Source organism: Mesorhizobium sp. FG116 (genome assembly GCF_057809835.1).
In genome coordinates this window covers 24,549-38,919 of the sequence record NZ_JBMDKS010000036.1, presented here as the reverse complement: position 1 = coordinate 38,919, position 14,371 = coordinate 24,549, and the positions used below count along the sequence as shown (strand labels likewise).

The window sequence follows — 14,371 nt, the reverse complement described above, 5'->3', positions numbered from 1 at the left end:
ACCGGGGTCCCTTTTACATGAAAAAAAAGGGTCCCGATTCCGCGGTCATTGACACGTGGGCCGCATGGAAGGCTTCCAGCGTCGCGCGTGAGGCCGGGAACGACGATCCGGCGCTGGTCGCAGATCTTGTTGACCGCTACGAGGCCTTATACGCTTGGTCGCATTTGATTGCAGGCCATCCATTCAGGGGGGCGTCGGCGCTGAAGCGAACGATCGGCCGCCGCACGGACGGGGAGCCTTTCATATTCAGCGGCCCGATTTGGGACGAGTACCGGAGGAGCCGCACCAGTTTCATGGCTCCTACCGAATACGGCCCATCGATCAAGTCTATTCGTTACATCGGCGCCGATTCCGGGCATATCGCAGACGAGGCCATGCCTGCGGTTCTCGATTTCAATGTACGGGTGGGTCATTTACTGCCAGCGCGCCTCTTCGCAATCGAGGCTCCTTCTGTCAGGGACGATGAGATTGCCCCCTTCGCCCAGCACCTCCCTGTCGATGCGCCGTCGGAAATCGAGATGAAGGTGTTCAGGAATCTGTTCTTCGACATCGGAGGACACGCCGCCTCACCGGGATCCGCGAAGCGCAGGAAAGGCACGATCGACCTCGTTCGCGGTCTCCTGCTACGGGAGGGGCCAAGCTCCGTTGACACGATCAGAAGGTATTTTGCCCGGCACTATTTGCCCGCGGTGAACGACGGCGATCCCGAACAGGTTGCCATCTCAGGCATGCTGCTATGCCTCCTTCAGGCGAGACAGCTCCAGAGGCTCGCCACAGAGGCCATGCTTCTCTGGCTCGAGCGGCTGCTTTCCGAGGGTCGCATCGGCACAATGTACCAGCCAAAGACGTCCGAGGAGATAATTGCGAGGGCGCACGAAGTCGCGGCAGCCGGAGACCCCGTCTATGCGTCTTCGGCGACCGTCAGCGACTTCCTTCTGGCGATCGAGATCGAGGGCGAAACCATCGGATGGCCGGGCGCGTCTTCGGCGGGCACGACCGACGCCGTATCGATGATTGCCGAACTCATCGAGGCGCAGCGCCGCGATGTTACCCGCGTCCCTGCACTCGCCGCCCGCTCATTCGCCATCGTGCGGGCCGTCGCCAATGCATTCGAGGGCAAAAGGCCGCCAAGCGGCCTCGCCGACGGGGTAGAAGGCCGCCCCGACAGGCTTCCGATGGGGCTCATGGCCAGACGGCTGGAAGCCGTGGGTGCCCGGCCGATGCGCTTCATCTGGAAGGAGATCGTCGAGAGCTGGGTCATCGGACAGCATGTCCACTGGTCAGCCGTCCGTGGCGGCGACGGAAAGAAACGTCTCCGGATCGGACTTGAGGGCGACGGCTGGATGAGGGTCCGGAGATCGTCATCGAGAGGCGTGTATGAGCCGACAGGTGACCGACTTCAGACGATGCTTTCCCTAGCGGTATCGTGCGGTCTTTTCTCGCGAGATGCGGACGGTCGATACATGGCGACCTGACAGCGAGGCTCTTTCCTGCTTCCGTGGGACAACTAGGTTTTACCCCGCCCCTCCGCCATTCGCTATGGTCCGTAAACCCGGAGGGATCACCTGATGATCGTCCGATGGCCGAATGTCGCTGCCGGCTCGGGGGCCGTAAACTGCCGGTCCGCAATCCGGATGAGTTCGGCAGTTACCTGCCGTTCAGTTTCCAACCTTATCCGGGCTGTTCCGCTGCCTGATGCCGCCGCCCGGAACCCCCGCTCGCAGTCGATCGATCGACTGCGAGCGGGCTATATCGCTGAATGGTGGATTGGCAGCATGATGCGCTTAACTCGTTGTTCGCAGGTCACCCGTGCAACACGCAAGTTTGAAATCCGAGATCGTAGATGGCTACAAACCTCATTCGCTAAACTTGTCCACCACTGACAAATTTGTCGTAGGAGTCTTCCTCGACCTCGTCTCCTTGCCAGCGCGGACCAGTGTCCTCGAAATGGAGGAGCGTGATCTCCTGATCGTAGCGGTCGGAGCGCAAGCACATCTCGACGAGGGGTTCGCGGAACCAGACCCCAGCGGGTTGCGCGAAGCCTTTCTTCGTCTCATCCGTATAGTCCCTGCGGACGGCTGCCGCTTGGCTCGGCAACTCGTACATGACATCCTTTGTCTTGATGTAGAGGCCGGATTTGAACGCCGCCTGGCTCGGTCTCGCCCAAAGCCCGAATCCTTCGTTCGAGACGACCATCATGGCTCGGGTTTCGGTGTATTCGAGCCAGCGCAGCACGGCTGCCGTCATCGACACTCCGTAGCGCTTGGCGGCGGCGCCCAACATCTCGAAGTCCGGCCTTATTTTCGCGGGGATCTGCCTCCGGAAATCATGCAGCGGCATCAGCAGATTCGCAGCGAAGGTGTCCGCCTCCTTCTCGATCCCGTTCCCGGCACGGCGCAGGACGCTGTCCTCACTGCAGTGGAATCCGCGCTGGTATTCTTCGCTCTCGTCGACGAGCTTACGGTGGAGGATGAAATGCCCGAACTCGTGTGCGATCGTGAACGCCCGGCGACCCGCCGACTGGCCCTCGTGGCAGACGACGCTCCACTGCCGGGGGCGTGTATCCGAGAATACTAACGCGCCCATGCACCCTGGGATGTCCCGGTCCTCGACGGCGTGAATAGGGCCTTCCGGCGAGATGTCGCGAGAGTGGGAGAGCACGATGTGCTCGATCGGTACAGGACCGCTGTCGAACCGGTTCCCACCGAATGCCGCGTCGAGCAGCGTAGTGATCTTGTTCGACTCCTTCAGCGGCTTAGCCTCGACGACGCTCATTTGAAAGGCTTGGCTCCAAGCGTGCGAGCGATCTCGCGCAGCTGCTTTTTCGTGCTGTCCGGCAAACCGCTGTACTCGCGGAAAAACGCGGTGTCCTCAGCGGCCTCGAGACTCGAATTCTCGTTCCCCAACAGGTAGTCGACAGTCACACCCAACGCGGCAGCGATCGCCGCGAGCTTCTCTGCCGAAGGACGAGGTGGGTTCTTGTTCTCAAGCTCCCAAATGTAGCTCTTCGAAGATTCCGTCATCTGCGCAAGCTGGTCGAGCGTCAGGCTCTTTTCAACGCGCAATTTTTTGATCTTCGGGCCGAAGGTGGAGGTCATGGCAGGGAACGTCCGGGTTTTTTGTGGTTATTCGGAGTAGCTATACCTTATGCCCCTTGACTCCGGCATTCAAGGTGCCCATTTTGTTCGGATTAGCGAACTTTCTCTTTGGGTAAAGAGAACGCCACCAAGGGAGGACCACCATGATCACCAACTGGATGTGGCCGATTGACGGCCGGGAGAGCAGAAATGAGTATCCGCATACAGCATACCGGGATTGACCCGTTCGAAGACCACCTGGACGGCCTGTTGGCGAAGATCGCCTTCATCCTCCAGCTTCCGCCCTCGCTTCATGAGAAGGCGACCGACCGCTATAAGGCGGTGAGAGAATACCTCGAAGGTACCACAGCTTTCCAGGACCAGATCGAGCACTTCTACGCGCAGGGCTCGATGGCGATCGACGCCACGATTTCGACCCGCGGCACCGAAGACGAATACGACATCGATATCGTTGCCCAGCTTGGCGGACGTTTCCTGTCGATGTCGCCGCTTGAAATCCTCAAGGAACTCGAACGCTCGCTGGACGGCTACAGGGGCATGCGAGCGATTCGGCAGACGCGGTGCGTTACCCTCGGCTACGCTGACAACATGCATCTCGACATCACCCCCGGGCTTCGTGATTCCGGCACGCCGGACCGCCAGAGCCGCATTATGCATGCGAAGGGTCCGAATGCTTCGGCGGATGACGACGAAATTCCGATGAACGCGTACGGCTTCGCGGAATGGTATAAGGATCGCACGCCTTTCGAACTGCGCGTCCACGACGCCTTCAATCGCCGCTGGCAGGATGCAGGAATTCTTTCCACTCGCGCCGACGCAGAGGTCGACGAAGTCGACGAGCAAGCGGACTTCGTGGTGAAAAACACCGCCACCCTGGCTCTGCAGTTGCTTAAGCGCTACCGGAACATCATGTACGCCGGAAGGTCCGGTCGTATCCCTCCCTCGGTCATGCTCGCATACTATGCCGGCCTCATGGCAACGCCCGGACTGAGGCTCTCGGACATGCTGATCCGCGTCTGCGAGGCGATCGTGCATGACATCGAGGTCGCCGAGGCAAGAGGCATCCTCCTGCACGTCGAAAACCCTTGCTATCGCGAAGACGTCTTCACCGACCGCTGGCCTGCCGACCGTTCGCAGCAGGTCCGGTTCGCCAAGGACCTGCAAAGCCTTCTTGAAGGACTGCGGCGCGCCCGAAAGGGATTGCTGATGCCGGACGCTCTGCGGGACTGGCTGCGCGAAACCTTTGGCGACCTGGTCGTTACGGAAGCCGTTCGGAGGCTGTCGGAAGCGACTGGAAAGTCGGTCCGGGAAGGTCTGCAGTCCTATACCAGGACCGGAGCACTCATCCTTCCGACAGCTACTGGGTCGACGCCTGCGATGGCATCGCCAGTGAGCGCGACCAAGCACACGTTCTTCGGAAAGATCGTCAAATGAGCCGGATGACGATCACTCAGCAGATCGACCAGATGAAGGCGGACTGGCCCGCCTTCAAGGTCAAGAACATCAATCGTGCAGTGCCATCGGCCCGATGGGTCGGGACAGTGAAGCCGCATCTCGTCGCCTACGTATTGGAAACCAGGCTCGTGAAGGGTTGGCCGGAGGTACGAATTCTGTCGCCTGAGTTGAAGCGGCTGCCAGACAATCCGGAGGGGCAGCTTCCGCATATTTTCCCTCCGATCGAGGACCCAACGCTCTGCCTGTTCGATCCGAAGACGGACGAATGGGACTCGTCCATGTCAATCTCAAAGACGATCGTGCCGTGGTCCATCGATTGGATCGCTTGCTACGAGTTCTGGCTGATGACCGGAGCGTGGGAAGGCGGCGGCCGACATCCGGTCGCCGAAGACACGCCTGCAGAAGGAGCGTTCCAATGAACTACATGCCACCACGCCGCTCCGACGGCACCATCCAGCAGACTCGCGTTAAGATGCCGTGGCCCAAGGACAGGCTGTTTCGAATCCTGTCCATCGATGGCGGCGGTATCCGCGGAGTCTTTCCTGCTGCCTATCTCGCCGAGATAGAACGCCGCTTCCTTTGTGGCGCGTCGGTCGCCTCCCATTTCGACATGATCGCGGGAACCTCGACCGGCGGCATCATCGCCCTCGCCCTCGGACACGGCATGACGGCGCAGCAGGCCCTCGAAATCTACACGGAACGTGGAGAGCGGATTTTCCCGACGAAGGGTCGTATTGGTACTATCGCACGCGCCCTTCGCTGGATCACGAAGCCGAAGCACGATCAGGACGTTCTGAAGAACGAGCTGCTGAAGGTTTTCGGGGATAAGGTTCTCGATCTCTCGACCAAACGGCTCGTGATCCCGAGCTTCGAGGGACTGCACGGCGAACCGTTCCTGTACAAGACGCCGCATCATCCCGACTACAAGAACGACCGCCACAAGCGGTTCGCGCACATCGCCCTGCATACGACTGCGGCACCGTCGTACTATCCCGGTGTCGACGACGACGGCTTCATCATGATCGACGGAGGCGTTTGGGCGAACAATCCCGTGATGAACGCGGTGGTGGACGTGCTGGCCTGCTATGACGTCCCGCGCGAAAACATCCGCATCCTGACCATCGGCACGGGCGAGTCCAAGTTCACGGTAGACGAGAACACCCGGAATGGTGGAGCCGCCACTTGGGCCTTCATGCGCTCCTTCAACGCAGCGGCGCGGGCCCAGTCGAAGAATGCGCTCGGTCAGGCCTACCTGTTGGTCGGCAAGCAGAACGTGCTCCGCATCGACGCTCCGGAAAGTGATAAGCAGATCGCGCTCGACGACGTGGGGCGCTCATTGCGGGAGCTTCCGGATGTTGCGCGGAGCCTCGTCGAAGGGTCGGGCCACCGGGTCCTGGACATGTTCCTGCAGGACGAAGTCGACCTGTATGTTAAATGCCCCGTCGTTTAGGACGCGAGCGCGTGGCGATCACAATCTGGCTGCCACCTCAATGGCAGCTTGCTCGGATTCTCCGACTACGAGCCGTCGGTCATTCCGGAACGGTGAACCGACAGGTAGCGACCCCGTTGTCGCGGCTAGGAGAGCCTCCGTCGCAGCCCGAAACTTGCCGTTCGTTCGGCCCTATACGGACGACAGAGTGGGGGGGCCGATAGCGGACTGTCCGGTCCCGAGACGTGCCCGGCTCATAGCTGCCCTTCGGCAAGCGACCCACACAGCAGTCGATGAGGCCGTTGCGATGCATCGCCGGAACCTGCCCTAGGCTAGGTACTAGGCCCCCGAAACAGTGTGCCTATCGTATTGACGCTGGGCCGCGCCGGGCGATTTCGCTCCCGCTGTTCGACTCCTGCTTTAGCCAATGTCGGACAAGTCGGCGAGGCCTAGATTGCAGGTGAAGGCAGTCTTCAAGGAGCGTCACGGGCATCGCCAGTATCCAGTTTTAGGAGTAGGGTCGTCAGGTGTCTCATGGCGGGGGTGCAAATTGCAGTTTAGGTTGCCTGCAGCAGTCTTCATATTCATCGGGTCCTATCTTCCATTGAGCTTGATCCTGCTCGCGCAGGACTACGATTACACGAGAGTTTCTCGGCCGCTGTGTTGGAAGTGGCTTCGCGGTGATCCGGGTTGCATACTACCCTTTGGCAATGCGTTATTTTCCATTGGCATCTTCTTGTGCTGTCTGATTTGCTTTGGCTTCACGCTTGCCACTCTTGCGATTGTAAAACCAAAGCGGGCAATAAAGATCACCGAGGCACGCTATATTCCAACTGACCTCATGAATTATACGCTACCCTATGTAGTATCCTTCATGGGAATTGGTTATCAAGAAACCGGAAAATTTGTCGGATTGATCATCTTCCTCGGCTGGATGTTCTGGATCACTTACAAGTCGGGCCAGATCATTCTCAATCCAATACTGATCGCATTCGGCTGGCGATTATACGATCTGACTTATCGCCATGCCGGCGACGATATAGACCGTACTGGTATTGGATTGGCGGAGATCAGACTAGCTTCGGGAGAAAGTCATCGCCATGCAACAATTCAAGATGTCCTAATTATCAAAGTCCCGAAAGATATGGAGAAGTAAGTGCCCGCCCTCGACGACCTTCACAATTTCGACGCGGCGAACGCTGAAGTTTCCCTCTGGGTCTTCAAGAAGTCGGCCGCGACTGGCGCGGCTGCGCCAAGATTTACAGGACGCTGGGTCGAGACGACAGATGCCCTGGATACCGCTCTAAAGGACACAGTTATCGCAGAGCGCGACCGCATAGCTGAAGTCATCGATTATTCGTTGCTCGCTCAGAACAACGAAGCAAGCGCTCTTTCGATCGACACGATCGAAACGCATGGCGGCTTAATTGTCGACGAAGTTGCGGCAGAGGTACAGAACAAAAAAGTCACCAAGATCAAGGAAATTCGAAACACTAGCTTTTATGTAATCAAGCTCGTGAGTGACGGGACAGTCATTCACGCGATCAAGAAAGTTGATGCGAGTTGGGGGACGAAAAGAGCGTCGAACATGATCTCGGCGATCTTCAGAGAAGAGCATCTGACGATCGACGCCGCTCCCAGCTTCGATCTAGCGAAGAGTGTGGACTTCTTCATCGTCGGCGATACTATTTTGGTCGCTCAAAAGGGCAAATTTGAATCAGTTCTCAGCTACAAGCAAGCTCACCAATCAGACTTTGCCGATCTTCAAGCTGATGCCGCGTTCGCCGCGATCTTTACCGACATGGCCCCGATCATCGCATACGTCGGCGATAACAAAATTCAGCTTAGACGAGCCTCTGCAATTCATGGGAAGGGTCATTACCGCAATGCTGGGTTCATGGCGAATTTGCGTCAACACCACGCCACCTATGGGCTCACAATTCAATTCGACGGTGCTGGGAGAATCACGCCAACGCCCGAGACTTGCCGAGACATTTTTCAGGCGCTCCTCGATCACCGGCTTTCGTCCGCATTCTCGCAGATCGTGTATGATGTGCCTGACGCAGTTGCGGTTTAGAGCTTGAGTGCTTTGGCGTATCGGCTGCCTGTTCTCGCAGGCAAAAGCGCTGAACTACACAAGCGCAGAAGCGTCAGCGGCGGCTCTTCCGACCCACTCGCTTCTCTGAGATTGGCGAAATACGAATATCTACCGCCTCGTTGAACTCAAGGCAGCGGGCACAGACGGCTTGACATCAAGGCACTGAAGGCGGTGGCCAACACGTTTAACACGAACCTCACCGCCACCCTGATCCGGATGATCCACAGCGGCCTTTACGGCAATCCCATGATAATCACGCATGGGGTGGGTTGACGGAAGTGGCACCGCTCTGCGGACGGCGTCCCCGGATACTGGTTCCCGAAGGCTGATCTCGACCGTGAAAGCTTCGCGTTTGAACTCCTCCACAACGCGAATACCCAGGATCAGAACTTCCCCAGGAAGATCGGGGCAGACGCCTGGTTCAATAACTGGGCCGCTCCGCGGCATGAGATAACCGAACAGTCCTTCCGGGTGCCGGGCGAGGGTGTGGTCACGATTCTCCTGCTGAGCCATGATATGCTAGGCTGACCGCCAGGCAAGTGCGCGTGCGATAGCGGATTTCGTTCGAACCATGCGAGTAGCGTGGACAAACCAATTTGCGACTTGCACTGCAGGATCCGTTCGATATGCAGTTATCATGTGATTGGTCGAGGCGATGAAATGAAAGCAGTTAATGTAGCCGTTGGACCGAGAATAATGCTACAAAGCGGCGTATGGTTTGATTTCCTAGATCCGGAGAGCAGCAAGTTCGGGATCGAGGACATCGCAGCAGGTCTTTCAAACACATGTCGGTACGCCGGTCAGTGCTCTGCCTTTTACTCAGTAGCGGAACACAGCTTGCTGGTCAGCGAGGTTGCGCACGAGCACGCCTATGCTGCACTAATGCATGACGCAGCAGAAGCTTTTATCGGCGACATTACACGGCCACTGAAGCAGCTCCTGCCTGACTTCAAGCGCATCGAAGCGCGGGTCGAAAGGGCGATCTTCAGCCGGTTCGACGTGCCGAACCCGATGCCGAAGGCGGTGAAAGCCGCTGATCTGCGTGTCCTCGCCGCGGAACAAGAACAAATCATGCCGCGCGAGACGTCGCTGTGGGCGTTCGCCGAAGGTGTAGAGCCCGCTCCCGTCACGGTCCGGTTGCTGTCGCCGCACGAAGCCCGTGAGGCGTTTCTCAGCCGCTACGCCCAACTCCATGTGCCTTCGTCATCGCACCGGCGTGCGCGCGTTGCGTAGCGCTTCGCATTTAAGGCTTGTCGCCGATCCTCAGTTGGCTGACGCTGCGGCGGTGACCGCGCAGAGCTCGATGCCTAAAATCCGCAAGGACCGTTCGCTCGACCGCCTGGCCGAGACGGGAAACGTCGCCCAGTTCGTCAGCTTCTCGCCGGACGGCGGCAGGACGCGCCAGGAATTCAGCAGGGTCGCAGGTCATGCGCCCAACGATCCTTTCCTGTCCGAGCGGCTCGCGCTTGAGACGCTGCTGATGCGAAGCCCGGAAGCGTCGATCAACCTCAGGAGCTTCAGCCCTGACGATCCGCGCAGCCGCGAATTCGTCTACGGCATCACCAACGTCGATGACGCGGTGAGCGCTCTCGGCCGGCTATCAAGCGACGGTCTGTTCGTAATCGCGAACGAAACCGTAGACGTGAAAGACGGCGGGGTATCTGGCGTCGCGCAGGGCGGCATCATCGAGTTTTCGCCCGACGACACGCCGCGCTGCGTCGAGAAGGACGGCGTCGCCTCCTTGCCGCTGCATCTCGGCATGTCAATGCTCGAGACGGTCTATGGATTTCGGCCAGAGCTGGGCGAGACCCAGGGCGCCCGACTCGAATTCAGCATTCATCCGCGTCCGCGCGGTTGGCGGCAGACCCACACGCTGCTGTGGGAACATGAACAGATCGGTTCCGAACAGCATCGACCCGCGCTGACATGGCCGAACAATTTCAGCCGGCATCTCGGCGACAAGGCCTATGGCTTGCTGATGGCGTACCTCGTCGGACTTCCGACTCCGCGTACAACCGTCATTGGCCGGCGCGTCGCGCCGTTCAGTTTCGGCCTTGCGACCGGGAGCCTTGAGGTCTGGACGCGAACCTGTCCCCGCGAACCCGAGCCCGGACTCTACACGACGGTTAAGGGCTGGATCGACCCGTTTGCCTTGCTCGCCGCCGAAGACAAGACCGGTACCGGAATACGCTCGGTCCTCTGCCAGGCGGCGGTTCCGGCGCGGTATTCCGGCGCCGCCATCGTCACTGGCGATGGGTCGCTCGTGGTAGAAGGACGCGAAGGCGAAGGCGATCTGTTCATGCTTGGCGTGAACGCGCCGGAGCTGCTGCCGGGGGCGGTCATTGAGGCCGTCAGGTCCGCTCATCGGCGGCTAGATGACGCGCTTGGGCCGGTCCGGTTCGAGTGGGTTCACGACGGCGACCGGGTCTGGATTGTTCAGTTGCATCTCGGCGCCACCCGCAGCACGCCCAAGGTGCTGGTTCCGGGCGAGACCGAAGACTGGATCCGCTTCGACGCCCGTGAAGGCCTGGAGAAGCTGCGGGGCGCTTTGCGGACGCTGCGTCCCGGTGCGGGCCTCACACTAGTCGGCAATGTCGGCCTGACGAGCCATATCGCCGACGTCGTTCGCAAAGCAGGAAAGCCCGCGCGCATCGTGGTGGGCTGATGTAATCAAGCCGGCGTGTCAAGCCGGCGCGTAAGGACCCTCGTCCCCGGACGAACCGGGCCTGCGCCAGATTACCTTGGCCTTCTCTTCGTGCACGCGGTGGACGGCGAGCACATGGTCACGGATGTCGGGAACCCCGCCGTTAATGACGAGCTCGACAACGGCCTCCTGCTTGCCGCGGGCCTGTTTCCAGCGCGCATAATCGTAGTCGGAAACTGTCAGGAACGTGCCCTTGCCGCGTTTCACCGGGTTCATGATTGTGGACCCGCTGTTGTAGGGGCAGAGCAAGACCTTGTTTCCGTTGGCTTTCACTAGGCTCGCTGTGTCGATCGTCAACACGACCTGCGGATCGGCGCGATACGCCTTGGCGCCGAGCAGCCGCTGCAAGCGCTTGCGCGACAGCCAGAAGAAGCACTTCTGGTTAAGCGTGCGGTACCAATCCTCGGGCGTCAGCCCGTCAAGCAGGCACTTCTCGAGCGCGCTGTCCGACATCGGCTTCTGGTCGCGCACGATCGCCCCGGGCAGGCCGTCCGCCGCGATCGGGATCGAGTCCGGCCGATGCTCTGCCTCGATGGCGTGCCGTTTCTTGCCAGCGTAACCGTAGAGGTCGAGCAGCGCGGTCGTGCTGAGCAGGCCATGTTTCTCGATCGACGGCCAGCTCCCGTCCATTGCCATGTGCCATAGGCGCGGATAGGCGGCGAGCAGCTCCTCGATGGTCATCGCCAGGTCCTCCGGTCGATAATCCCGCGCTTCTCGAAACGGGTCGAAATCAGCGAGACCGGCGCGTTCGTCACGCGCTCAACGCCCTCGATGAAGCGACGGGTCTCCTCGGTCAGGTCTTCGAATTGACGCGCCTTCCGGTTCTCGATGTTGATGTAGTCAGAAAATGAGAGGGCGATGTCGGTCGCGCCGTTGAGCGAGGCCGAGCGGCGCACCTGCTCCCAGTCGAACTCGGCGATACGGCGTGGATTTTTCGAAACCGTGCCTTTCTCCGTGCCGGCGATCTCGTGTTCCGGCACGCCGGAGCGATCGGAAATCACCTTGTAGGTTGTTTCTCGAGCGATCGGGCCAGACGTGCCGCCGACGCGGATCGGATAGGTCCGGGTGACCATAATCACCCTGCGGACCCGGCCAGGCGCGATACCGGCGTCGGAGAGGCAACCCGCGGCTGTCGTATCCCGCGAGGTCACGTTCGGCCACGCGCCTTGCGCGATCGGACCGTCCTCGCTCGGGCAGACGCCGTGATGCAGGCTGAGGTCGGTGCCCTGCGTGCCCTCCAGAAAGACCTTCTTGCCCTTGGCGAAAGCCCTCTCGAACAACGGGATCACGGGCCGAACGAAGTCCTTCAGCTCGCCGACGTCACGCGCAAGCCGGACCGGGATGCCGAGCGGGCTCGGATCGAACCGCCCGAGAATCTTTCGCGCGGTCGCGGCGCCGACGCCCTGCTTGGTCGATCCGATCCTATCTCCACGCCCGGACTCGTATTCCCGGTCCGCGTCCTCGATGATCATCGCCTGAGGGTCGATCGACAGCCGGGTGCCGGTCAGACCAAGATGCGCAATCTCCTCGAGCACCTGTGGCAGGTAGAGCGTCGCCCCCGCGCCAATGACGATGTCCGCGTTGGGATTCGCGGCGGTTCCTGAGGGGAGCTGGATGTATTTGATCTTCTCCGGCAACGCCGCCCAGTGCCCGGCGTTTGGTCCGCCGACCCGCACCAGCATATCGTAGCCTGGGGCGAGGTAGCTGCAGACGTGGCCCTTGCCCTCACTGCCATATTGTCCGCCAACAGCGACATCGACCAGACGTTCGACCTCGAAGGGGAACAGACCGAGGCCCGCGACCGCCTGGGCCGCAACAGAGTCCGGCTTGCAGCGGGAGGCGTCGACGACGCGGTCGGCTACGTATTTGAGCGACCGGATCTCACGTTCGGTCGCGCTCCGTTTCAGATCGTCGTAGTCCGCGAACTCGCCGATCGGGCTGTCGCGCTTCGCGTAGCGCGCGCGCAGAACGTCGTCATCGGCGTCAACAAAGACGTGCCAGACCCGAAACCGATCGCCGAACTCGCGACGGATGTGATCGATCTGTTTTTTGATCCGGATCGAATCGACGATAATCACCTCGGGTCCGTCTTCACCCAATTCTTTCGCGAGAGCGTCCGACACCCACTTGCCGTCCGTTTCGCGGTCGAGGCGCTCACCAGCCACCTGAAGATCTTCCCGCTCGCTCTTTGCGCCGGTTGCAAGCAGCAACTCACGGGTCGACAGTCGCTCGGCCCGGAAACGCGCTTTGAGAACCTCGCAGAAGCTAGACTTGCCGACACCAACGGGGCCGGACAGACCTATCAGAACACGCATGTGAGCCCCCCAGCTCTAAGACGCTGTCTCCATCGGCTTTCTTTGCCGAGAATTTGATCTTACTAATTTCAATAAGGACTATTGTCTATTGATTTTGCTCGATCGGACTATCTTAGAACAAGTCACTGCTTTGCGCTCAAAGAGAGGTTAGACGCAGCAGCTTTATCTGACGGCAATCATCAGCGATGCGCTAAAAAGCCCAAAATCGACTCTCCCCAATCGCCACTGGTCCAAGTCTTCTGGCCACCCACCGAGTTGTTCGGGATGGCGGAAATAGGAGCGCTTTGCCTTTGGGACGAATGCCAGTACTTCCGCTTTCAGGCGTAGGTAAAGTTTGCCTGAATGACCGACATGGAAGCGCAAAGCTACCATTGACGGCGCGACGCGGTAGCGGGCTCCGCCCGTGGGAATCGACGTCGGGCCAGTTTTTCCCCCACATCAGCATCAAACCTCGATCACCATTCCAGCTTCGAACTTGCTGTTCTCATCGTCGTAGCCGCGCGGATTGCAGACGATGCGCGTGTCGCCAACGCGGTAGTCGCAGCTGTCATGGGTATGACCGTGCACCCAAAGCGCAGGGCGGCCGCTCTCGATCACGCCGGACAGGTCGGATGCATAGGCGGCGTTAAGCAGGTCGCCCCGGAATCTCGACGGGACGGACTTTGCATGCGGCAGATGATGCGTGACCACGACGGTCTTCGTCGGATCCGCCTTGAGGGCGGTTTCGATGAACAGGCGCGACTGCTGGTGCATCCGATGTGCCGTTTCCGGCACGAACCGCTGCCAGGGATTTCGCTGCCTGGCGATCTGGCGATAGTCGTTCATGCGCTCGCGCGCATGGAACATGGCCACCTCCGGATGTCCCTCGATCCGATAGTCGGTCCAGAGCGTGGCGCCGATGAAGCGAACGCCGTCGATGACTGCGATGTCGTTCTCGAGGAAATGGACATTGGGGAATTGCGCCGCTGCTGCCTTCCCGTCTTCCAGACCCTCCTTGATCGAGCCTTTGTAGAACTCGTGGTTGCCGGCGACATAGACGCAGGGCATGGCTTGGGCGATGTGCCTGGCGAGCCAGTGCACGCCGTTGGGCGGCGCGCGGCACAGGTCCCCGGCCATGACACAGACATCGGCGTCGGGAATGGCAAGAGGCTGCCGCAGGTCAGCATATTCGAGATGCAGGTCGGAGAGCAGCCAGATTTTCATGGTCATTGAACCAGTTGAGGGTCTATCGGGCGGAAGACGGTGATGGATGGGCCTGTCTTCGTCGGGCAT

At 60.0% G+C, this 14,371-nt stretch carries 13 protein-coding genes; 8 read left to right on the top strand and 5 right to left on the bottom strand.

Annotated features, from left to right (window positions below; genetic code table 11):
- Positions 1-293 precede the first annotated feature (293 nt).
- Positions 294-1,475, top strand: coding sequence for a hypothetical protein (locus tag ACODTY_RS21320; protein ID WP_488996198.1), 1,182 nt, complete (start codon positions 294-296; stop codon positions 1,473-1,475).
- Positions 1,476-1,863: 388 nt separating this feature from the next.
- Here the strand turns inward: ACODTY_RS21320 and ACODTY_RS21315 are convergent, their stop codons facing one another.
- Positions 1,864-2,775 carry an ImmA/IrrE family metallo-endopeptidase gene (locus tag ACODTY_RS21315; protein ID WP_488996197.1) on the bottom strand — a complete coding sequence of 304 codons (912 nt, stop codon included), beginning with the start codon at positions 2,773-2,775 and terminating at the stop codon, positions 1,864-1,866.
- The gene (locus tag ACODTY_RS21310; RefSeq protein WP_488996196.1) at positions 2,772-3,098 is read right to left on the bottom strand and encodes a helix-turn-helix domain-containing protein; all 327 of its coding nucleotides are present in this window, start codon (positions 3,096-3,098) and stop codon (positions 2,772-2,774) included. The genes ACODTY_RS21315 and ACODTY_RS21310 overlap by 4 nt, the downstream gene beginning before the upstream one ends.
- A gap of 189 nt (positions 3,099-3,287) precedes the next feature.
- On the opposite strand from ACODTY_RS21310, the gene ACODTY_RS21305 reads away from it, so the two are divergent.
- The 7 genes from ACODTY_RS21305 to ACODTY_RS21275 all read left to right on the top strand — a co-directional run bounded on the left by ACODTY_RS21305 (position 3,288) and on the right by ACODTY_RS21275 (position 10,745).
- On the top strand, positions 3,288-4,532 hold the full coding sequence (locus ACODTY_RS21305) for a nucleotidyltransferase domain-containing protein (protein WP_488996195.1): 1,245 nt from the start codon (positions 3,288-3,290) through the stop codon (positions 4,530-4,532).
- Entirely contained in the window at positions 4,529-4,972 is a 444-nt protein-coding gene (locus ACODTY_RS21300) for a type II CBASS E2 protein (protein ID WP_488996194.1), read from the top strand. Before ACODTY_RS21305 ends, ACODTY_RS21300 begins: the two co-directional genes overlap by 4 nt.
- Positions 4,969-6,003, top strand: a complete 1,035-nt coding sequence (locus ACODTY_RS21295; protein WP_488996193.1) for a CBASS cGAMP-activated phospholipase — start codon at positions 4,969-4,971, stop codon at positions 6,001-6,003. Before ACODTY_RS21300 ends, ACODTY_RS21295 begins: the two co-directional genes overlap by 4 nt.
- A 439-nt stretch (positions 6,004-6,442) precedes the next feature.
- A complete protein-coding gene (locus tag ACODTY_RS21290) occupies positions 6,443-7,138 on the top strand; it encodes a hypothetical protein (protein WP_488996201.1) in 696 nt (231 codons plus the stop codon).
- The gene (locus ACODTY_RS21285; protein WP_488996192.1) at positions 7,139-8,059 is read left to right on the top strand and encodes a Kiwa anti-phage protein KwaB-like domain-containing protein; all 921 of its coding nucleotides are present in this window, start codon (positions 7,139-7,141) and stop codon (positions 8,057-8,059) included. It begins immediately after the preceding gene.
- Positions 8,060-8,776: 717 nt separating this feature from the next.
- The gene (locus ACODTY_RS21280; protein ID WP_488996191.1) at positions 8,777-9,313 is read left to right on the top strand and encodes an HD domain-containing protein; all 537 of its coding nucleotides are present in this window, start codon (positions 8,777-8,779) and stop codon (positions 9,311-9,313) included.
- Between the two features lie 34 nt (positions 9,314-9,347).
- The gene (locus ACODTY_RS21275; protein ID WP_488996190.1) at positions 9,348-10,745 is read left to right on the top strand and encodes a hypothetical protein; all 1,398 of its coding nucleotides are present in this window, start codon (positions 9,348-9,350) and stop codon (positions 10,743-10,745) included.
- Positions 10,746-10,763: 18 nt separating this feature from the next.
- Here ACODTY_RS21275 and ACODTY_RS21270 read toward each other — a convergent pair whose 3' ends face one another.
- The 3 genes from ACODTY_RS21270 to ACODTY_RS21260 all read right to left on the bottom strand — a co-directional run bounded on the left by ACODTY_RS21270 (position 10,764) and on the right by ACODTY_RS21260 (position 14,302).
- Complete coding sequence (locus ACODTY_RS21270) at positions 10,764-11,465, bottom strand: DUF7002 family protein (RefSeq protein ID WP_488996189.1); 702 nt, start codon at positions 11,463-11,465, stop codon at positions 10,764-10,766.
- Positions 11,462-13,099 (bottom strand): adenylosuccinate synthetase, encoded by a 1,638-nt coding sequence (locus ACODTY_RS21265; RefSeq protein WP_488996188.1) that lies wholly within the window; start codon positions 13,097-13,099, stop codon positions 11,462-11,464. The genes ACODTY_RS21270 and ACODTY_RS21265 overlap by 4 nt, the downstream gene beginning before the upstream one ends.
- Before the next feature lie 444 nt (positions 13,100-13,543).
- Positions 13,544-14,302: a metallophosphoesterase gene (locus tag ACODTY_RS21260; RefSeq protein ID WP_488996187.1), complete on the bottom strand. Its 759-nt coding sequence runs from the start codon at positions 14,300-14,302 to the stop codon at positions 13,544-13,546.
- Positions 14,303-14,371: the final 69 nt, after the last annotated feature.